Annotated in this window: 19 protein-coding genes and 1 other RNA gene; 10 read left to right on the top strand and 10 right to left on the bottom strand. The window is 64.0% G+C overall.

Annotation, left to right across the window (positions count from 1 at the left end; translation table 11 throughout):
* Window positions 1-68: 68 nt before the first annotated feature.
* Window positions 69-497, top strand: coding sequence for a large conductance mechanosensitive channel protein MscL (mscL, locus tag FMM02_RS08890; protein WP_147494510.1), 429 nt, complete (start codon window positions 69-71; stop codon window positions 495-497).
* 16 nt (window positions 498-513) lie between these two features.
* Here the strand turns inward: mscL and FMM02_RS08885 are convergent, their stop codons facing one another.
* On the bottom strand, window positions 514-2595 hold the full coding sequence (locus FMM02_RS08885) for an amidohydrolase family protein (protein WP_147494509.1): 2082 nt from the start codon (window positions 2593-2595) through the stop codon (window positions 514-516).
* Between the two features lie 194 nt (window positions 2596-2789).
* Window positions 2790-3134: a transfer-messenger RNA gene (ssrA, locus tag FMM02_RS08880) on the bottom strand.
* 103 nt (window positions 3135-3237) lie between these two features.
* Between ssrA and FMM02_RS08875 the strand changes: the two genes are divergently transcribed.
* The 3 genes from FMM02_RS08875 (at window position 3238) to FMM02_RS08865 (ending at window position 5081) form a co-directional block, all read left to right on the top strand.
* Window positions 3238-3510: a hypothetical protein gene (locus FMM02_RS08875; RefSeq protein WP_425473613.1), complete on the top strand. Its 273-nt coding sequence runs from the start codon at window positions 3238-3240 to the stop codon at window positions 3508-3510.
* A 97-nt stretch (window positions 3511-3607) separates the two neighbouring features.
* On the top strand, window positions 3608-4354 hold the full coding sequence (locus FMM02_RS08870; RefSeq protein ID WP_147494508.1) for an NUDIX hydrolase: 747 nt from the start codon (window positions 3608-3610) through the stop codon (window positions 4352-4354).
* On the top strand, window positions 4347-5081 hold the full coding sequence (locus FMM02_RS08865) for an extensin-like domain-containing protein (protein WP_147494507.1): 735 nt from the start codon (window positions 4347-4349) through the stop codon (window positions 5079-5081). Before FMM02_RS08870 ends, FMM02_RS08865 begins: the two co-directional genes overlap by 8 nt.
* 87 nt (window positions 5082-5168) lie before the next feature.
* Here the strand turns inward: FMM02_RS08865 and FMM02_RS08860 are convergent, their stop codons facing one another.
* Window positions 5169-5444 (bottom strand): SWIB/MDM2 domain-containing protein, encoded by a 276-nt coding sequence (locus tag FMM02_RS08860; RefSeq protein WP_119533265.1) that lies wholly within the window; start codon window positions 5442-5444, stop codon window positions 5169-5171.
* Window positions 5445-5522: 78 nt separating this feature from the next.
* The gene (locus FMM02_RS08855) at window positions 5523-6341 is read right to left on the bottom strand and encodes an LD-carboxypeptidase (RefSeq protein WP_147494506.1); all 819 of its coding nucleotides are present in this window, start codon (window positions 6339-6341) and stop codon (window positions 5523-5525) included.
* A gap of 50 nt (window positions 6342-6391) precedes the next feature.
* On the opposite strand from FMM02_RS08855, the gene FMM02_RS08850 reads away from it, so the two are divergent.
* Genes FMM02_RS08850 through FMM02_RS08840 form a run of 3 tightly spaced genes read left to right on the top strand, consistent with a single transcriptional unit; the run spans window position 6392 to window position 8664 of the window.
* Window positions 6392-7780 (top strand): Mur ligase family protein, encoded by a 1389-nt coding sequence (locus FMM02_RS08850; protein ID WP_147494505.1) that lies wholly within the window; start codon window positions 6392-6394, stop codon window positions 7778-7780.
* A 24-nt stretch (window positions 7781-7804) separates the two neighbouring features.
* Window positions 7805-8182 carry a hypothetical protein gene (locus FMM02_RS08845; RefSeq protein ID WP_147494504.1) on the top strand — a complete coding sequence of 126 codons (378 nt, stop codon included), beginning with the start codon at window positions 7805-7807 and terminating at the stop codon, window positions 8180-8182.
* A complete protein-coding gene (locus FMM02_RS08840; RefSeq protein WP_147494503.1) occupies window positions 8182-8664 on the top strand; it encodes a 5' nucleotidase, NT5C type in 483 nt (160 codons plus the stop codon). Before FMM02_RS08845 ends, FMM02_RS08840 begins: the two co-directional genes overlap by 1 nt.
* Here FMM02_RS08840 and FMM02_RS08835 read toward each other — a convergent pair.
* Together FMM02_RS08835 and FMM02_RS08830 are read right to left on the bottom strand one after the other, a co-directional pair.
* Complete coding sequence (locus tag FMM02_RS08835) at window positions 8661-9212, bottom strand: hypothetical protein (protein ID WP_147494502.1); 552 nt, start codon at window positions 9210-9212, stop codon at window positions 8661-8663. The two genes, FMM02_RS08840 and FMM02_RS08835, sit on opposite strands and share 4 nt — an antisense overlap.
* A 214-nt stretch (window positions 9213-9426) precedes the next feature.
* Window positions 9427-9636 (bottom strand): hypothetical protein, encoded by a 210-nt coding sequence (locus FMM02_RS08830; protein WP_147494501.1) that lies wholly within the window; start codon window positions 9634-9636, stop codon window positions 9427-9429.
* 163 nt (window positions 9637-9799) lie between these two features.
* Here FMM02_RS08830 and FMM02_RS08825 point away from each other — a divergent pair, with 163 nt between their 5' ends.
* Together FMM02_RS08825 and FMM02_RS08820 are read left to right on the top strand one after the other, a co-directional pair.
* Window positions 9800-11011, top strand: a complete 1212-nt coding sequence (locus FMM02_RS08825; protein ID WP_187107750.1) for a sensor histidine kinase — start codon at window positions 9800-9802, stop codon at window positions 11009-11011.
* Window positions 11004-11756 carry a LytR/AlgR family response regulator transcription factor gene (locus FMM02_RS08820; protein ID WP_147494499.1) on the top strand — a complete coding sequence of 251 codons (753 nt, stop codon included), beginning with the start codon at window positions 11004-11006 and terminating at the stop codon, window positions 11754-11756. The genes FMM02_RS08825 and FMM02_RS08820 overlap by 8 nt, the downstream gene beginning before the upstream one ends.
* Before the next feature lie 208 nt (window positions 11757-11964).
* On the opposite strand, the gene FMM02_RS08815 is transcribed toward FMM02_RS08820, so the two are convergent.
* The gene (locus FMM02_RS08815; RefSeq protein WP_147494498.1) at window positions 11965-13260 is read right to left on the bottom strand and encodes a dicarboxylate/amino acid:cation symporter; all 1296 of its coding nucleotides are present in this window, start codon (window positions 13258-13260) and stop codon (window positions 11965-11967) included.
* Window positions 13261-14174: 914 nt separating this feature from the next.
* On the opposite strand from FMM02_RS08815, the gene FMM02_RS08810 reads away from it, so the two are divergent.
* Window positions 14175-16460, top strand: coding sequence for an ATP-dependent helicase (locus FMM02_RS08810; protein WP_147494497.1), 2286 nt, complete (start codon window positions 14175-14177; stop codon window positions 16458-16460).
* Here the strand turns inward: FMM02_RS08810 and FMM02_RS08805 are convergent.
* From FMM02_RS08805 to FMM02_RS08800, 3 genes are all read right to left on the bottom strand, one after another.
* Window positions 16447-17067, bottom strand: a complete 621-nt coding sequence (locus FMM02_RS08805) for a Pr6Pr family membrane protein (protein ID WP_147494496.1) — start codon at window positions 17065-17067, stop codon at window positions 16447-16449. The two genes, FMM02_RS08810 and FMM02_RS08805, sit on opposite strands and share 14 nt — an antisense overlap.
* Window positions 17068-17119: 52 nt before the next feature.
* Window positions 17120-17296: a hypothetical protein gene (locus tag FMM02_RS11215; RefSeq protein WP_187107749.1), complete on the bottom strand. Its 177-nt coding sequence runs from the start codon at window positions 17294-17296 to the stop codon at window positions 17120-17122.
* Window positions 17297-17394: 98 nt separating this feature from the next.
* Window positions 17395-18705 carry a serine hydrolase domain-containing protein gene (locus tag FMM02_RS08800; RefSeq protein WP_147494495.1) on the bottom strand — a complete coding sequence of 437 codons (1311 nt, stop codon included), beginning with the start codon at window positions 18703-18705 and terminating at the stop codon, window positions 17395-17397.
* Between the last annotated feature and the right edge of the window lie 91 nt (window positions 18706-18796).

Genomic DNA, 18796 nt, shown 5'->3' with positions numbered 1-18796 from the left:
CGGCCGGCGATGCTTTTCTTTGGGCTGTTACGCGCTAGGCTTGCCGGCCTAACGCCACGCAACAGGGGATGTCCATGCTGTCCGAATTTAAGGCCTTCATTGCCCGCGGCAACGTTCTCGACCTTGCAGTTGCCGTCATTATCGGGGCCGCGTTCGCCACCATTACCGCCAGCCTGACCGACGATGTCATCATGCCTGCGGTCGGCGCAATCTTCGGTGGGTTCGATTTCTCCAATTATTTCACCTTGCTCGGCCCGATCCCCGACAGCTTCAAGGGCAATGCCGCAAGCTATGCCGACCTTAAGGAAGCGGGGGTCGCGGTGCTTGGCTGGGGACAGTTCGTCACGGTCGTGATCAACTTCCTGATCCTGGCGTTCATTATCTTCCTCATCGTTCGCCAGGCCAACAAGATCATGGAAAAACCCGAAAACAAGCCGAGCGGGCCGACCGAAGTCGACCTGCTCAAGGAAATTCGCGACGCGCTGAAGACGCGCTGACCTTTGCCGGGCGGCCCTATTTGGGCCGTCCGCTGTACCCGGCGGCGGCGCGCAGCGCGTCTCCGTCCATCACATAGCCGTCGCTGACCACCGTCACGACCCGGCGAAGCGCGCCGAGATCGGTCGAAACGTCGCCGTCGACCAGCACCATGTCCGCTTCCTTTCCTATCGCGATCGAGCCCGTCCGTTTGTCGGCCCCGACCACGCGGGCGGGAACGATGGTCGCGGTCTGCAGCGCTTCGGCCGCACTCATCCCCGCCTGCTGGTAGATTTCCAGTTCGCGGATGAGTTCCACGCCGGAACCATCGGTGCCGGCGACGATGGGCACCCCGGCCTTGTGCAGCCGGCCGACTAGATCGACCATCTTCTCAAAACTTTTGCGATAGTCGTCGCGGCTGTAACCTTCGACCAGCGGGTAGCCGCCCGACCGGAACGAACGGTCCAGGACCGGCGAAATGATGCCCATATAGGGGGCATAGGCTGGACCCGGGGCACCGCCGTCCTGGGTCAGCATCTGTTCGAAAAGTACGATCGTGGGATCGATGACCGTCTTGCGCGACGCAAGCTCGGCGATGAAATTGCTGACCGGCGCGGAATCAAGGTCGGTATCCTTGAAAAATTTGGCCGGCCCTTCCATCCGCTGCCGCGTGTTGGCCTTGTCCAGCACGTCCTTGGGCATCCATTCCATCACCACGAAGTTGAGGTGGGTGAGTTCGTCATAGCCCGCCCTGACCGCCTCGCTCGGCCGCATCGAAGCCGGGACGTGACCGTGAACGTGAAGCCCAAGCTTTTTGGCCTCGGCGGCCGCGGGCGCGATCCATGCCGGATTCATCGACGTATAGAATTTGGCGCCCCACAGGCCGGCCTGGCTGATCTTGCGGACGGCGGCGATGGCCTCCGCCTCGCTGCTGACGGTTTCCGACCCCTGAGCCGCAAGCGGGTCCTTCTTGTCGATGATCACCGAAACGAACGGTTCTCCCATCAGCAGCTGGTTGTTGGCTCGGCGCGCGGCCACCGACTGCGCCCGATCCACCATCGTTCCCGGGCTTCGGAAGCTTGTCATTCCGTTGGCGATATTGGCCAGCACATCCCAATCGTCGCCGATGTGCATGTGACTATCCCAGATACCGGGAACCAGCGTCTTGCCGCGTCCGTCTATGACCTGGGCACCCGACGGCGCCGCGATCGACCCGGCAGCCCCGATCCGACTGATCTTCCCGTCGCTTGCAAGGACCGCCTGATTGGCGAGGAACTGGCCTTTCTCGGCATCGAAGAGCCGCACATTGTCGAACAGCACCGGCCGCCGGGCCTGCGGTGTCAGGAATTTGGCGGCAACGGATTTCACCGCCTCGGCGGTCGCCTCATCCTGGCGGTCTCGCATCGCCTTGACCGCCGCCTCATATCCGGCGGGAACGAGCGAAATCCAGCCGACCTCGGCGAAATAGCGACGATTTTCGTCAAGCCACACCGGATAAGGAGTCGGAAGAACGCCGCGCACGAAGGCCAGCTGGACGGTCTTGGCGCCCTTCGGCCCATTTATCGAGAGCGTCGGTCCAAGGCTCAGGGTCGCCTTGCCGCTGGGAAGCAGCGCCACGCCCGATTCCCCGGCGCCGGCCAATTGGTTGACCAGCGTCTCATTGGCCAGGCGAATGCCTCCTGCCGGAAGATAATGGCCGTCCGCGGGAGCGGAGCCGTTGTCGCTGGTGCTCGTCCATGACGCCTGGCCGCCGGAGATCGAGAAGGTTTCCGCCGCATCGCCGCTGAAAGTTACCCCGCGAACCGCCATCGCGCTCGGAACGCCGTTTTTGTCGAGCGTCACGACTTGGTCGACCTCGCTGATCCAGCCGCGCAATTCCTCCGACCAGCGATAGGCTGTGCGGCCGTCGGGCAGCTGCCAGCGCCATTGATCGCCATGTTTGGCGGCGTCGGACACCACGACATAATGGACCGCATCCGCAGGCGGCTTCAGCAACGCATCCTTTGGCGTGGGTTTCGCCTCGGCTGCCGCCCGGGCGTGACTGTCGTGGGCCACTGCGGACTGGAGCGCGATCGGCGCGGCGCACAGGCCAAGGGCCAGGACAATATGGCGAACGGACATGGAAACGACTCCCCCGGGAATGAACAGGGCGCACCCTGCGACGCGGCGCGGATGCCGACAAGCCGTCGTTCGACGAACGGCTGGGACATCTGTTGGGGAATTTCTGTTGTCCCGTGCTCGGCGCCGTTGCTCGGGCCAGAGGAGCTTGGAGAAAGGGTGGGGAGGTTCTGTTGCCCGGCCCTCCCCAAGCCGCTGGAATCCCCTTCTGTTGCCCGGTGGGGTCCGACCGCGCTTTTGTCATTGTAACTTAGACCGTTAGGCCTTCAGTTACGCAGCAATCGCAAGAGCCTCATTATCGTTGGCACTTGTGTGAATGGCCCGTTGCGGTGGACCAATCCGATCGGCAACCAGGCCTTTATTGCACTCGTCGATCCTGTTTCGCCCCCATCAGCAGCGCCGCGATGCGCGTCGCGCTGGTGGTGGAGGCGCCGGGGTACTGCCCCCCGGGTCCGAAATGCCTATTCCACCCGATAGTCTACCGACATAGCCGGTCGCCCGGCGCCCCCAAGATACGGTGGCATGGCCGCATGTTCAAGACATTGACAAAAACGGGTCCGTCGGGGAACCGTTACGGATGTGGTTGCGTTTGTTGGGCTCATGTGCGGAGGGCGATAGCGCCACCACACTGGAAAAAGGGGATTTTTGATGAAGAAGCTTTCGTTCGCGATCGTCGGCGCTGCCGCGCTGGCTCTTGCAGCCTGCGGTGGTCAGGGTGATGACGCCCTCGGCGACAACATCGAAGACAACTACGACGCCGCCGCCGACAACCTGGAAGCGATGGCTGACAACACTGCCAATTCGGCCGAAGCCGCTGCCCTGGAAAACCAGGCCGACGCGCTTGAAGCCGAAGGCGATCGCAAGGAAGAAGCGATCGACGAAGCTGACGTCAATGCGGCGGCCGTCAACGCCATGTAAGGCTGATACCACTCCCTCTCGGGGGTGGATAAAGGGTCGGCAGCTTCGCGCTGCCGGCCCTTTTTTCATGGGCCAAGCACCGTTAGGAGCTTTCGCCATGGCCGATGACGCAATTCCAGCCGCCACGCTTGTGCTGTGGCGTGACCAACCCGGCCTGACGCCTGAGATATTGGTAGTCGAGCGGTCGCAACGGATGGCCTTCGCGGCAGGAGCACTCGTTTTTCCCGGCGGACGGGTCGACGAAGCCGACCATGCCTTCGCCGAAAGGTTGGGGATCGCGGGGGAGGCCGCCCGCATCACCGCGATCCGCGAAACGATCGAGGAAACGGCGGTTGTCCCGGCCATGACCGAGCCGGTCGATCCCGCGCTCGGCGCGCAATTGCAGCAGGCGCTGCTCGGCGGCGCCAGCTTCGAGACGATGCTGGCGGAAGCGGGCCTGACCCTCGACCCGCTCAAGCTGGTGCCCTTCGCGCGCTGGATGCCCGCCTTCAAGCAGCCGCGAAAATTCGACACGCTATTCTACCTTGCACCCGCGCCGCCGGGCGCCTGGACCCCGCTTCCGCAGCCAGGCGAATGCGTCATGGCCGAATGGGCCAGTCCGGCCGAGCTTCTCGCCCGCATCGAGCGGGCGGAAGCCAGCGCGATTTTTCCGACCAAGCGCAATCTCGAACGGCTGGCGGCGCAAGTGGATTTCGCCGCGGCCTGCAGGAACGCCGAGGCTCATCCGCTCGACACGATCATTCCTTGGGTGGCGGAAATCGGCGGCGAGCCGCACGTGTGCATCCCCGCCGACCGTGGATATCCGGTAACCTCCGAACCGCTTGCCACCGCATTCCGTGCCTAGGCGCCAAGGCCGGCGGTGGGGATGCTGGCTGCTGCTGCTGCTGGTGCTCGCTGCAGCGGTGCTGGCCGGATGGACGGAATATCAGCGGCTCCTGCGGGAACATCCCGAACAATTTCCTTGGACCCCATTGTCGCTTGCCGATCCGATCGGCCCGTTCACGGCCCGCAAGCTCGCCGCGCTGACCGGCGCGCCCGATCGCTGTTTCGCGCTTCTTGGCGACGTCCCCCGGCAACTGCTCGGCAGTGTCGCAAATCCGCAGTGCCGGGTCAGTGACGGGGTTCGCGTCGATGCGCTATCGGGACCGAAATACCGGCCGTCGGGACTGGTCGCCGCATGCCCAGTGGTCGCCGCGCTGAAGCTGTGGGAGCGCGACGTAGTCGGGCCTGCCGCGCGGCGCCATTTCGGCGCCGCCATCGCTACGATCGACCATGCCGGAAGCTATAGCTGCCGCCGCATCTACGGCCGCAGCGAAGGCCGGTTCAGCGAACATGCCACCGCCGACGCGGTCGACATCACCGGTTTCCGGCTGGCCGACGGCCGGCGGATATCGGTGTTGGACGATTGGAACGAACGCGGCGCTGCTGGCGCTTTCCTGCGCGAGGTCCGCGACGGCGCCTGCGACCTGTTCGCAACCGTGCTGTCGCCGGAATATAATGACGCTCATGCCGATCATTTCCACCTCGATCAGGCGGGCCGCGGCGCCAGCGGTTGGCGCCGCTGCAGCTAGGCGCGAATCGCGCGGCCAAGCAAAAGGGGTCCCGGCGATGCCGGAACCCCTCTCATTCGCTTGCCGCGGCTAGAGGCGGCGAGCGAACTAGCTAAGATGCTTGGACAGATGCTTGTTCATTTCGAACATGGTGCACTTGTCGGTTCCGAAGACCTTCTTCAGTTTGTCGTCGGCAAGGATTTCCCGCTTGTTATTCGGGTTTTGCAAATTGTTCTTACGAATGTGATCCCACACCTTCGAAACGACTTCGCTACGCGGCAGCGGGTTTGAACCCACGATCGCGGCGAGGTCCGACGACGGGGTCACCGGACGGGCAAGACCGCCCCCTGCTTTACGACCAGTCCCGCTCGATGCTTTTGCCATGAGGCCCTCCTGTTGTTCTAAAGAAACGATAGGACGCGATTCCCCTTGGTTGCAAGGGGGGGAGTGCGATCAAATTGGTTAATTTCGGGCAAGGTCGAATGGAACCACCCGATTGGAGGCGTCATGGCCGACGTCGGCGTGGCCGGCGAAGGGGATTCCATGCCGCGCGCACCAGTCGCTGACGATTGCCTCCGCGTCGCGACCGAAAGCCGGATCATTGTCCGGAATTTCGCTAATTCTCCCCATTCTTAGTGACGCGGCGCGCTGGACCGCGGGGTTGGCGGTGACATGGAACATTGCCCGATCGACCCGATATTCATGTTCGGCGACATCCTCGATGATCAGTTCGGCACCATTAAAATCGGGCTCGATTGCGCTGCCCAGCAAATGCGACAGTACGGTCAGGTTAAAGGCCATTGCCCGCCGTCCCGCGGCCAGTTTGGGCTCCAGCGCGGCAGAATCGCGGCGGACGAGCCAGTCGAGTGCGCGGTGAATCGCGGCCTCCCCTCCGCTGCGCATGATGTCTTGGACCATCGGCCCATGGGCGACGGACAGGCCGGCCCGGTCAAATGCCGCCAGAAGAAAGCCGGCGTCGCTATAGCCCAGATAGGTCTTGGCCCGAGCAGCTGAGGGCAAATTCCTGACGGCGGCCTCGGCAATGCGATTGGATCCATAACCGCCGCGCGCGAACCATATCGCGTCGACACTATCGTCGGCCATCATCTCGCGCAGCGCGGCCAGCCGGGCTTCGTCGCATCCGGCAAAATGCCCTTCGGACAGGAAGCATTGGGGATGGATGGCCAGTTCGGCATCGCCGCGGGCCGCGGCGATTGCGGCCACCGCTTCGGCGGCTTCGGGCCTGAGCGTGCAACTCGGCGCAACGACGGCGATCTTCATCGGTAAGGTGAATTGCACAAGCCCGCGCGCCCGCCTAGGCCATCGCGCCCATGACTGATCATTATTTCTTTTGCGGAATCGGCGGCAGCGGGATGCTGCCCCTTGCCGCCATTCTTCGCGCCCAAGGTGCCCGCGTGTCCGGTTCCGATCGGTCGCTCGACGCCGGTCGGCTGGCCTCGAAATTCGATTATCTTGCCTCTCTCGGCATCGGCCTCTCGCCACAGGACGGTTCGGGAGTGGCATCCGGCATGACGCTAGTCACTTCGGCAGCGGTCGAGCCAACCATTCCGGACGTAGTGCGCTCCCGCGAATTGCGACTGGAGCATGTCACCAGGCCGCAGTTGCTCGCCCGCTTGCTCAACAATGCACAGCGCAGCATCGCGGTCGGCGGGACCAGCGGCAAGTCGACGGTCACCGGCATGATCGCCTGGATCCTTCATGCCCTCAATCACCAACCGACGGTGATGAACGGCGCGGTGATGAAGAATTTCGTTTCGCCTCAGGCGCCCTTTGCCTCGGCGCTGGTCGGCGATCCCGAGCTGTTCGTCAGCGAGGTCGACGAGAGCGACGGTTCGATCGCGCTCTACCGGCCGACCGTCGCGGTGTTGGGCAACATCAGCCTCGACCATAAGGAAATGGACGAGCTGCGGACACTGTTCGGCAGTTTCCTCGCGGCGGCCGACCGGGCGGCGGTCAACCTCGACGATCCCGAAAGCCGGATCATCGCCGATTCGCTGCCGGCGAACCGGCTGGTCGGTTTCGGCTTCGATCATCCCGGCGCCATGCTCAAGGCGCGCAAGCTGCAGTTGAAGCCTGACGGCGTCAGCTTCTCGGTCAGCCTGGAGGGCGAAGAGCATCAGGTCGACCTGCCGGTTCCCGGACGCCACAATGCCATGAACGCGCTGGCGGCGCTTGCGGCGGTTCATGCGATCGGCATCCCGCTGGGCGAAGCCGGCGCCGCGCTGACCCGCTTTGCCGGGCTGAAACGGCGGCTGGAAACCGTCGGCGTCGCCCGCGGCGTCACGGTGATCGACGATTTTGCCCATAACCCGGATAAGATCGCCGCGACGCTGGCGACCCTGACCGCGCGTCCGGGACGCCTGCTGGCGATGTTCCAGCCGCATGGATACGGTCCGCTCGCCAAGATGGGCGAGGAGCTGGCCGCGACCTTCGCCAAGGGGCTTCGCGACGGCGACCGGCTCTATCTGCCCGACCCGGTCTATCAGGGCGGGACGGTCGAGAGGTCGCGCGGTTCTGAATGGCTCGCAGCCGCGATCCGTGAGGCGGGCGGCCAGGCCGAGCATGTCGCGGAGCGCGCCGGCATCGGCGAGCGGCTGATGGGCGAGGCGCTGCCCGGCGACACGATCGCCATCCTCGGCGCGCGGGACGATACGCTCGGCGAATTTGCCGCCGATCTGGTTGCGCGCCTCGGAACCTGAGCCGCGCGTGGCCATTTATCCCGGATGGCAAGCCGTGGGTCCGTTACTGGCTGGAAGCTCGATCGCGATGATCGGGCGAAACTCCTTGCTCTCTTTCCGCCGCAATACGCCGACACCGATGCCGACCATGTAACGCTCGCCCGTCAGCCTCGAGGCGCCGATCTGCCGCCAGAGGTCGACGCGCAAGTTGTCGGCCGGGCTGACGACGGCGACAGCCTTGAATGCCTGGTGGTGTCGGTGGATGGAACGACGGACCGTCCCGACGGGTCAACCTTTCACATCACCTGGTCGCTCGACCGGTCCAAGCGACAGGCACGCGAGAGCAATAACCTGCTGAAGGAGAATGGCTGGCAGCCGATCGACCGCCCAATCCCGATCCGCATCGAGCCGGCACGCTTCTGATGTCACAGCTGTTCCTTGACTGCGACGGCGTGCTGGCGGACTTTGAAGGCGGCGCGCGCGCGCTCCTCGGAATGAGCCCGGCGGCTTTCGAGGCGCGTCATGGAAAGCGGGAATTCTGGCGCCGGATCGCGCGCGCCCCCGATTTCTACGGAACATTGGACCCGTTGCCGGACGCCGCCGAGCTGTTCGACGCGGTCGCCCATCTGGATCCCATTATTCTCACCGGCCTTCCGCTCGGCAATTGGGCTGCGCCGCAGAAACAGCGGTGGGCCGCGACCCATTTTCCCGGAACGCGGATTATCACCTGCATGGCGCGCGACAAATTTCGTCACATGACCGGGCGCGACGTTCTCGTCGATGACCGCGCAACGCATCGCGACGCATGGGCAAATGCCGGCGGCACCTTCATTCATCATGTCAGCGCGAGCGACAGTCTCCGGCAGCTTGCGGAAATCTATCCTTCGGTGAAGGCGCCGGCCTAAGCGGCAGCGGCGACGTCGACCTTCTCGACCCATTCCGGCCAGAACACCGGTTCGCGGGTCGACCAGCCCGGCGCAGTCGCCGCATTCTCGCTGATCGACTGAAGCAGCGTGCGGCGGCGATCGGGGTGAAGGTGCGGCAAGGCCGCGGCAGCACAAAACGCCGCCGGCAGCCAGGGACGAACCCCCGCGCCCAGCAACCGCTCATAGAGGAAGCGGAACGAGGCGAAATTCTGCAGCCGGTCCTGGCCGAGGTCGAAGGCGGCGAGCGTGACCAGCATCCCGAGGAACGGCTCGATCATGTCGAGGCCGCTATCGTCCGGAATCTGCATCCGCAGATGATCGACCTGCTTGTAGAAGCGCGCCTGCGCTGCGATCGCGGCGACCTCGACGTCGTCCCGAGCCCAGATGACGGTCGGGTCGGAGCGACCATAAGCGACGTCGAGCGAACGGCGAATGTAACGCTGCGTGGCTTTCGGGAAGGAAGCGAATTCCTTCATTTCCGAAATGAGCAGCGCACCACCGGCAGGCTGGCTCGTCCTGGTCGTCATGATCCAACTCCTTTTGCCCTGGGTTGGATCATGCGGCCAATTGGGTTTCCAATGGCTTAACCGTAATCCCACCCCCCATTCATGATTGAATCAGAGGCGAGTCCGGCCCGCAACATGAAATTCTCACCAAGCCGCCAACTTTGCGGCGGCTGTGTTCTTCAGGGCACGTTGTCCCAAGGTTTTCGGGGACCCGAGAAAATAATCCCCAGAAAAATCAATCGGGAAAACCCGAAGAAGGCGCCGGTTCGGAAGACGATGGCTGCGTCGCGGAGCTGGGATCGGACGCATCCATCGATTCGTCACTGCCAAGGTCTACCTTGGCGTCACTGTCCTGCGGATTCTTCTTCACCTTGAGTTCCAGCTCCCGGCTCGGGTCGTCCGACAGGGTCGTCGAGGTCGGCTTTTCGTCTTTTCGGTCGATCATCTGCCACGCTCTCCAGTTCGCTTTTCACTTTCCAAAACGGACACTTGCGCCGCACGTTCCAGCGAAAATCATCGACATTGTTCGACCGGGGGTGTCCAGCGGTCTGCCAATGGACCAGCGGCCAATTGTGAAAACTGGCAAACACTCCCTAATGAGACTGGCAATGGCATTGATTTCCCCTTTCTCCGCGCAAGGGCGGTTTGCAGACTGGCGGCTCGCCGCGCAGTCGATCATCGGCTTTTGGTCTTTCTACCTCGTCACCGTGCTGTTGCGGGGCCTGTTTGGCCCCGAAGCGGCGTCGGCGATCGGCTATCGCGCGATCAATGCCGCGATCGGCCTGGTCCTGACCTTCCTGATTTATGCCGCGATCCGCTTTTTCGCGAGGGAAGGCAGTATCCGGCGAATGGCACTGGTCGCGGCGACAGCTGCGCTTCCTGCAGCGGTGGTCATGTCCGTCGCGAGCCTCCGGATGGCTACGCAGCCCGACCCGATGGGACCGCCGTCGCGGATCACCACGCAGGAAGGCATCGCCATCGTCCAGCGCGGCAGCAACGTGCGCATCGTCAAGCAGGACGGCGCCGAAATGGAGGTCAACCTTCCGCCCGTCCACCAGATCATTGCATCGAAAATGCCGCGCCTGATCGCCGATGGCACAGTTACCTGGTATTTCCTCCTGGCCGCTTGGTGCGCCTTTTTCATCGCCATGACCCAGCAGCATCGCACCCGCGTCACCGAGCTGCGGCTAGCCGAAGCCGAGACCGCGGCCCATGCGGCGCAAGTCCGGGCGCTCCGTTACCAGGTCAATCCGCACTTCCTATTCAATACGCTCAACAGCCTGTCGTCACTGGTTATGTCCGGGCGCGCCGACCGCGCCGAGGAAATGCTCATGGCGCTGTCGACCTTCTTCCGTACCAGCCTGTCGATCGATCCGTCGGCCGATGTCAGCCTAGCCGAGGAAATCGCCCTCCAGCGCCTCTATCTCGACATCGAGAAGGTCCGCTTCCCGGACCGGCTGACCGTCCACATCGATATTCCTGCAGAGCTTCGCGAAGCGCGGGTCCCCGCACTGATCCTTCAGCCGATCGTTGAAAATGCGATAAAATATGGCGTGTCGGCGACGACCAAGCGGATCGAGCTTTCGATCGAGGCACGCCCGCTCGACGGTGGCCGGATGCAGCTCGATATCGTCAACCGCGAAGCCGGGAAAAGCAGCGGCTCGAAGGCGGTGCCTGCTCACGCGGGAACCGGACTTGGGCTGTCCAACGTCTGTCAGCGGCTCGAAGCGCATTTCGGTACTAGCGCCGATTGCCGTTTTGGTCCCATTCCTGGCGGGTACAAGGTTTCGATCGCAATGCCCCTGGAGGAAGATGACTGATACGCTCCTCAAGATCCTGATCGCCGACGACGAGCCGCTCGCGGCCGAGCGATTGCAGATGCTGCTGGCCAGGCTTGAAGGCGTGAACCTGGTTGGCACCGCGCATGACGGCGAAAGCGCTGTGCGCATGGCCGAGGCGCTTCAGCCCGACCTGGTGCTGCTCGATATCGCCATGCCCGGCCTCGACGGGATCGAGGTTGCTCGCGCCCTTTCGCGGCAGGCGCAATCACCGGCCGTCGTCTTCGTCACGGCCTTCGACCAGTTCGCGGTCGCGGCCTTTGACGTGGCGGCGATCGACTATCTGATGAAGCCGGTCGATGCGGATCGGCTAGGCCGCTCGATCGAGCGCGCGCGCGCCTATCTCGATAGCCGTGCCCAGCAGCCCCCACCAACGGCCGCACCGGACACTTCGCCCTGGCTGGAGGAGTTCTGGGCCTCCGACCTTTCGGGACTGGTCCGGATTTCGGCATGCGACATCGACCGGGTGACGGCGGAGCGCGACTATATGCGGCTCCATGTCGGTAAGCGCAGTTGGCTGATCCATCATTCGATGACCGCGCTCGAAGAAGGGCTGAGCCCGGAATTATTCGTTCGGCTCCACCGCTCGGCGATCGTGCGGCGCGACTTCATCGCCGGGTTCAGCCGGAACTCCTCGGGACGCTGGATCGCACGTCTTGCTGACGGCAACGAACAGCCGGTCGGCCGTCTCTACGCCGACCAAGTGCGAGCGATCGCCGGCCGCTGACCCTGCGGCGACCTGGCCGCCTTCATGATTGTGAAGGGTTGCGACGCGTAAGAGGGTCGGGATGTCAGGGGTCTCCCCTCCCCGCGTCGCATCTTCCTTTTTGCCCGGACGATCGGGCAATGCACCCGGCCATCGACCGGGCCTTGGCCAGTGTCGACCAACGCCGCGCCCCTGTAACGAACATACCTGCAGGGACGACGAACGGCGGTCAGTCGCGCTCGCCCTTGGCGACCGCGCCCGACACAGCGACGTCCATTGTCACATTGCCCAGCGTGCGAAATATGTCGGGGATGACTTCGACGGCGATCAGAAGCGCCAGTGGCTCGATTGGCACGCCCATCGCCAACGCGATCGGCGCGATAGACGTGACAAAGGACAGGGCGCCGGGCAGGCTGACCGCCCAATAGCTTGCGACCGACGCGACCGCGAAACCGGCGATGAGGTTGCCGGCGCTCAGTTCCACGCCCACCCAGTGGGCGACGTAAATTGCCACTGCGATGTTCATCGCCGGTCCAGTCGCCCGAAACAGCGCGACCGCAAGCGGCAGGCTGACGTCGGCGTTGCGCTGCGGAAGGCCGAGCCGCCGGGATGCCTGCAGCATCGCCGGCAGTGAAGCGAGGCTCGACTGGGTCGAAATGGCGACGGCCTGCGGCGGGATCATCGCCCGGGCAAAGTCACCCGGCCGCCACCGGGCGAAGATGACGGCGATGACATAGGCTGCCAACATGACGGCGATGCCGATCGCCGTGACGATTAGCACATAGTGAACCACCGCTCCGAACGCCGACCCTCCGGCGCCCGCGCCAACCGCGAATGCCAGCCCCAGCACGCCGGCAGGCGCCAGCCACAAGACCCAGCCGACGACCACCAGCATGGCGTCCTGAACCGCCTTGAAAAAGCGGCCGATCGCCTGCCGGCCTTCGGTTTCGATGCGGGTCACTGCAAAGGCGAAAATTGCGGTGAATACCACCAACGCCAAGACTTGGTCGTTGGCGGCGGCGGCGATGGGATTGGTGGGAATCAAGCTCTTCAGCCAGTCGCGCAGGCTCGGGACCGAGGCAGCGGCGACTTGGCTGTCAACGCTGGCAAGCCCGGCGCGTAACGCCTCTGCCGCAGCGGTCGGGAGTGGGAAGATTTCGAGTAATGCCGGCGTCGCGATCAGTCCGAACAGCGCGCTCAGGGTCAGCACGGCGACGAACCACAACATCGAGCGACCGGCGATCCCGCCGGCGCGGGCATGATCGGCCCCGGAAACGATACCGGTGATCAGGAGGGCGATGATCAGCGGGATGACGGTCATCTTCAGCGCGTCGAGCCATAGCCCGCCGACCATCGCCGCAGTGGTCACCAGCGGTTCACGGATTCCGTCGCCAAGACGCGCCGACAATGTTCCCAGGAACAGGCCGACAATCAAGGCCGCCAGGACCAGCCAGGTCGACCGCCTAGCCGCCGGCCCCTTGCCGGCTTCCCTTTCCGCTCTATCCCGAACCGCCCCGCCGCCCATGCCTATCTCCTGCCGTCGCAGCAGGCTTATCTGCCGGACGACCACTAGGCCAGAGGCCGATTTTGGTCATCGGCAGGAACCGGACGATGGATCGCGGCCGCGCCGCGCAGCGCCGCGCAGAAGCGCCAAATCGCAAGCTTTTCGGGCCAGGCCGCGCAGCAATCGCGCGGGTCGAACGTTGTGTTGGTATGGTGCTCGCCGTCTGATCGTTCCCGGCGGGCCCTTGGGGCGACGGGCTGCCAGCACCGCCGCCCCTTTTCTTGAGGGGGAACGGACCTGCAATCGATGGCGACCGGGACTGAGTCTGGGAGCGCGCCAAAAGAAATGGGGGCCGGCATTGCTGCCAGCCCCCATCTGCGCCGAGACATGGATCTGCCGGTGTTCGCTAGCTTGACGGCCCGAGGGCCCTCCGCTCTTCGATCCTGGCTCACCAGCTCAGGCGTCGCTTCCGATCGTGGTCCTGCCCGAAAGCAGGTTCAGCGACCCTCCGCGGCCCTTCTTGGGCTGACCCCTTCGCGTCGCTTGCTCCCGAAGGAGCCGCGAACAGCGACAGAAAGATCAGCTCTTCCGGCGCCTCTGCCGGTGGTCCGAATTGGAACCGAAGTTCCTCCTCATCGCCATCCGGTGGAGATCGGTCCTTCCGCCACCTGCCGACCCTTATTGCCGTTTCCGGCCCTCCGGGGAGGCGGGGACTTCTGTCCCGATCACAATTAGAACCTGACTCGCTTTTCCGAGTCGCGCAAAGCGAAAAAAACGAGTCTTTGCCTGTGGATAGCGGGGATATCGCGAATAAGTCGGGAATCGCACGGCGGGACTCCACCCAGAATGGCGATTCGCCGGGTCATTTAGCTGCTCGCGTGGTTGCTGCAACCCCGAAGGTTGCCGTTTCGTTCGCATCTGCCTAGCTGGAAGGCGTGTCCGACTCTTCGCCTCCACTGCCCGACCCTTCCTATCTCGACGGTTTGAACCAACCGCAGCGCGAAGCGGTGCTGACCACCGAAGGGCCGGTCTTGATGCTTGCCGGTGCCGGTACCGGCAAGACCGCGGCGCTAACCGCGCGGCTTGCGCACATCATTGCGACCCGCCGCGCCTGGCCGTCGCAGATTTTGGCGGTGACCTTCACCAACAAGGCGGCACGGGAAATGAAGGAGCGGGTCGCCGCGCTGTCGGGGGGAGCGCTTGAAGGCCTCCCGTGGCTCGGCACTTTCCACTCGGTCGCGGCGCGGATGCTGCGCATCCATGCCGAACTAGTTGGCCTTCAATCGAACTTCACCATCCTCGATACCGATGACCAGTTGCGCCTGCTCAAACAGCTGATCATCGCCGCCAACCTCGACGAAAAACGCTGGCCGGCACGTCAGCTTGCCGGCGTGATCGACCGGTGGAAAAATCGCGGCTGGACCCCGGCGCATATCGATGCCGCCGAGTCCGAGGCGTTCGCCAATGGCCGGGGACAGGAGCTTTATGCCGCTTACCAGGACCGGCTGCGGACGCTCAACGCCTGCGACTTCGGCGACCTGCTGCTACACATGCTGACGATCTTGCGCACGCATACGGACATTCTGGAGCAATATCGCGACCGGTTCCGCTACATCCTCGTCGACGAATATCAGGACACCAATGCCAGCCAGTATGACTGGCTTCGCCTGCTTGCCGAACCCAGGCGCAACATCTGTGTCGTCGGCGATGACGACCAGTCGATCTATAGCTGGCGCGGCGCGGAGGTCGCGAACATCCTTCGGTTTGAAAAGGATTTTCCCGGCGCCAAGGTCGTCCGCCTCGAACAGAATTACCGCTCCACCCCGCACATCCTCGGCGCCGCCACCGGCCTTATTGCCAATAATGCCGGCCGGCTCGGCAAGACGCTGTGGACCGACCGGGACGAGGGTGAGCGGGTCAAGGTGATTGGTGTGTGGGACGGGCCCGAGGAAGCACGGCGGGTCGGCGAGGAGATCGAGGCGCATGCCCGACATGGCGGACGCCTCAACGATTGCGCGATTCTGGTTCGCGCCCAGTTCCAGACCCGCGAATTCGAAGAGCGGTTCATCGCGATCGGCTTGGCCTACCAGATCGTCGGCGGCTTCCGCTTTTACGAACGCGCCGAAATTCGCGATGCCCTCGCCTATCTCCGCCTTGTCGCGCAACCTGCCGACGACCTGGCGTTCGAGAGGATCGTCAATCAGCCGAAGCGGGGCCTTGGCGACAAGGCGATAGCAACCATCCACGACTTTGCTCGCCGATCGGGCCAGCCGCTGCTGCTTGCTGCCGCGCAGATGCTCGATAGCGATGAGTTGCAGGCCCGCGCCCGCAATAGCCTTGGCCGCTTCGTCGCCGATGTCGCGCGCTGGCGGCAGATGGCCGCCGACCTGCCGCATCCGGAGCTTGCACGAATCCTCCTCGATGAGAGCGGCTATACCGCCATGCTCCAGGCCGAACGCAGCGCGGAGGCTGCGGGAAGGCTCGAGAACCTCGCCGAGCTTACCCGTGCGATGGAAGAATATGACAGCCTTGGCGCCTTCCTCGAACATGTCAGCCTGGTCATGGACAATGACGCGCAGAAGGGCGGCGACAAGGTCACCATCATGACCATTCATGCCGCGAAAGGTCTGGAATTTCCCCTGGTGTTCCTCGCCGGATGGGAAGAAGGGGTCTTTCCCTCGCAGCGCGCGCTCGATGAAGGCGGGATCGCCAGCCTCGAGGAAGAACGGCGTCTCGCTTATGTCGCGATCACCCGCGCCCGCGCCCGCGCGACCGTGCTCCATGCCGCGAACCGCCGGATCTACGGCCAATGGACCAGCAGCATCCCCTCACGCTTCGTCGGCGAGCTGCCGAAGGAGCATGTCGAGGAGGAAACGACCATGACCGGGGGCGAGTCGCTATGGCGCGCTCAGTGGAGCGAACGGTCCGATCCCTTCGCCCATCTGGGACCAGCCCAGGCGATGCGGTCGGCGACCCGCGGACCAGGCTGGAAACGCGCTGCTGGCAATTTCAACAGCCAGCCCCAACGCATCGTCGAGGCCCGCGCCTCAGCGGTCAGCCTTGGGAACAAGGGTCGCGACGACGTCAGCGTGGGCCAGCGCGTGTTCCACGGGAAGTTCGGTTACGGCAAGATCGAAGCGATTGAGGGCAACAAGCTTGAGATCGAGTTTGAAAAGACCGGTCGCAAGCGGGTGCTCGATAGCTTCATTACCCCGGCCTAGCCTCCGCCCGCCGCGCCGCGAGGCGACGGTCGATGGCGATGCCGCTGGCGGCGATCAGCGCGAAGACGGCTAGGACGCCACCGATCCCGGTGACCAGTTCAGCGGCGGACTGGAGCGCCGGATCGAGGAAATAATAGGGATACCAGCCGTCGAAAGCTCCGCGCGTCATGGCATAGGCCAGATAGAGCGCGGGCGGGACCAGCGCCCATTTAAGGTCGGTCCAGCGCAGCGCGCCATGCGGTCCAATTGCCCAGAGCAGCGCGAACAGGATCGGGGTCATGTCGTGCAGGATCGCGTCGGCGATTTTCTGAAGGCCCTGCGGGTCCCATAACGATCGCAGCAGAAGCGAGTAGACGAAGCCCACCGTGATGATCGCGGTGAGGCCCATCAGCATTGCCCGCGGGCTGGTCAGCCGGTTCTCGCCTCCCGCCGCGATTGCGGTCGCGATGCAGCCAATCGCGAAGTTCGACAAAATGGTGAAGAAGCCGATGAACCGCCAGCCGGCGGTGGCAAGTCCCACGGCCTGGGCGAAGATGACGAACTGCAAGATCAGTCCGAACCAGGCCAGCGCGGCCGTCGCAACCGCCAAACCCCGTCTCGCTCCCATTTGCGTTCCTCCTCTTCCACCATCATGGGTGAAACAGGGCGTGCCGCCAAGTCTAGACGGTGTCTCCATCGGGTTCGGCGAAATCTTCCTCCCGTTCCGCCTCGGCCTCATGGAACTGGGCCAGTTCCTCGTGCAACCGGCGCACGTCCGGGTCGACAGACTCTTCGGCCATTCGCCGGCACTGCGCCGCGCGTTCCAGATGATAGTCCCGATCCTCCGCGGGGTTCATCGCCAGCTCCATTGATTGCCGGGCTGCATTGCCCGCGCTCCCCCTGACGGAGTCCTTATACCATGAAGCGCGGGTCCGGTCCTAGGGAGACTAAAGGCCTAAGCCCGACGGCGGCGATCGGCGCCCGATGCAATAGTGCTAGAACCCGACGCCGATCCGCCGCGGTCAAGTTCCATCCAGTCGCGAAACTCAAGCCCGTAAAGCATGTCCATGACTTCGAACTCCAGCCCGCCGGGCTGCGAAGTGTTGCTGTTCCACAGCGCGACAACTCCGCTCTTGCGCTCAGGATCGAACAGGATCAGCGAGCGATAGCCGTCGACCCCGCCGCGATGGCCTACTAGACGGTGCCCGGCATAGTCGTAGCTGCGCCAGCCATAGCCATATTGCGCATCGCCCAGCCGTTCGAGGAATTTGCGCATGCGCCGCCGTTCGCCCGGCGTTTTGACCCGAGGTTCATGGATCGTCCGTAGCAGCTTGGGGCTTAGCACTGCCGGCATCTGGCCCATCTGCGCCAGCATCCACACCGCCATGTCCTTGATATTGCTGTTGACGCCGCCAGCGGCGGGGACGCGGTAATAATTGTCGTTCGGGGTAAGGATGCGCCGACCAACGCTGTGCGGCCGGGCCCAGCTTTTCGCGCCGGTCAGCCCTTCGAGTGTCATGCTGGCCGACGTCATGCCGAGCGGAGCGAACAAATCGCGTCGAACCAGTTCGTCATAGCTCAGGCCCGTGACCTTGCTGGAGATTTCCGACGCCGCGTCATAGGCGACATTCTGGTAACTCCAGCAGGTGCCCGGTGCGCAGATGCTGTTGAGGGTCGCGAGCGTCCCCCGCAGTGCGCGGACGTCCTGACCTTCCTCAAGCTTGTTGTCGAAGGCGTTGCGATAAAGGCCAAGCCGATGGCTCAGCACGTCGCCGACGGTCGCCACCTGCTCGTTGCGGCCCGGCAGGTGAAGCGAGGGTGCAAGAGTCGCGACGGGCTGGTGAAAGCTCAGTCGCCCCTGCTCCTCCAGCTTGGCGACCATGGTCGAGGCGACCCCCTTCGACACCGAGGCCCAGCGGAAGATCGTATCCGACGAAACTTTCTCGCCCGATCCCTCGGCGGTCTCGCCATAACCCGACAGGAAGGTGATCCGGCCATTTTCGACGATGCCGACAGCCATGCCGACCATCGTCGGCTTTTCGACCATTCGCCGAAGCCGCGCATCGAGCTTGGCATAATCGATCCGGTTTCGATGACCGGGTTCGACCTTCGCCAGCATGGCTGTTGCCCGGGCCGTCGCGGCTGCGGCCTCCTGCTGGGCCACGGCCGGCGAGATCGGCTCCGAATCGCCGAATGGCGACGCGAGCGCGATCGCTCCGAGCGAAAGCGCGAAAATGCCCAAACCAAGCGTGTGCTGGCGTTCCAACGAACCAGTTCCTCCCCGAGGACTGCTGTGACCGTTGCGCACTCAACGCTCAACACCCCCCGGAATCTCCCTGCGGCGAGCCGACGCCGGG

The sequence above is a fragment of the Sphingomonas xanthus genome (assembly GCF_007998985.1).
Classification (GTDB): Bacteria; Pseudomonadota; Alphaproteobacteria; order Sphingomonadales; family Sphingomonadaceae; genus Sphingomicrobium; species Sphingomicrobium xanthum.
This window is presented reverse-complemented; position numbering and strand designations above follow the sequence as displayed.

Excerpts from the sequence above, each read along its gene's own strand:
- FMM02_RS08885 (WP_147494509.1), bottom strand. The coding sequence starts at position 2,595 with ATGTCCGTTCGCCATATTGTCCTGGCCCTTGGCCTGTGCGCCGCGCCG.
- FMM02_RS08840 (WP_147494503.1), top strand. The coding sequence starts at position 8,182 with ATGTCACAGCTGTTCCTTGACTGCGACGGCGTGCTGGCGGACTTTGAA.
- FMM02_RS08830 (WP_147494501.1), bottom strand. The coding sequence starts at position 9,636 with ATGATCGACCGAAAAGACGAAAAGCCGACCTCGACGACCCTGTCGGAC.
- FMM02_RS08860 (WP_119533265.1), bottom strand. The coding sequence starts at position 5,444 with ATGGCAAAAGCATCGAGCGGGACTGGTCGTAAAGCAGGGGGCGGTCTT.
- FMM02_RS08805 (WP_147494496.1), bottom strand. The coding sequence starts at position 17,067 with ATGGGAGCGAGACGGGGTTTGGCGGTTGCGACGGCCGCGCTGGCCTGG.
- FMM02_RS08825 (WP_187107750.1), top strand. The coding sequence starts at position 9,800 with ATGGCATTGATTTCCCCTTTCTCCGCGCAAGGGCGGTTTGCAGACTGG.
- FMM02_RS08870 (WP_147494508.1), top strand. The coding sequence starts at position 3,608 with ATGGCCGATGACGCAATTCCAGCCGCCACGCTTGTGCTGTGGCGTGAC.
- FMM02_RS11215 (WP_187107749.1), bottom strand. The coding sequence starts at position 17,296 with ATGAACCCCGCGGAGGATCGGGACTATCATCTGGAACGCGCGGCGCAG.
- mscL (WP_147494510.1), top strand. The coding sequence starts at position 69 with ATGTCCATGCTGTCCGAATTTAAGGCCTTCATTGCCCGCGGCAACGTT.
- FMM02_RS08820 (WP_147494499.1), top strand. The coding sequence starts at position 11,004 with ATGACTGATACGCTCCTCAAGATCCTGATCGCCGACGACGAGCCGCTC.
- FMM02_RS08835 (WP_147494502.1), bottom strand. The coding sequence starts at position 9,212 with ATGACGACCAGGACGAGCCAGCCTGCCGGTGGTGCGCTGCTCATTTCG.
- FMM02_RS08855 (WP_147494506.1), bottom strand. The coding sequence starts at position 6,341 with ATGAAGATCGCCGTCGTTGCGCCGAGTTGCACGCTCAGGCCCGAAGCC.
- FMM02_RS08850 (WP_147494505.1), top strand. The coding sequence starts at position 6,392 with ATGACTGATCATTATTTCTTTTGCGGAATCGGCGGCAGCGGGATGCTG.
- FMM02_RS08845 (WP_147494504.1), top strand. The coding sequence starts at position 7,805 with ATGGCAAGCCGTGGGTCCGTTACTGGCTGGAAGCTCGATCGCGATGAT.
- FMM02_RS08815 (WP_147494498.1), bottom strand. The coding sequence starts at position 13,260 with ATGGGCGGCGGGGCGGTTCGGGATAGAGCGGAAAGGGAAGCCGGCAAG.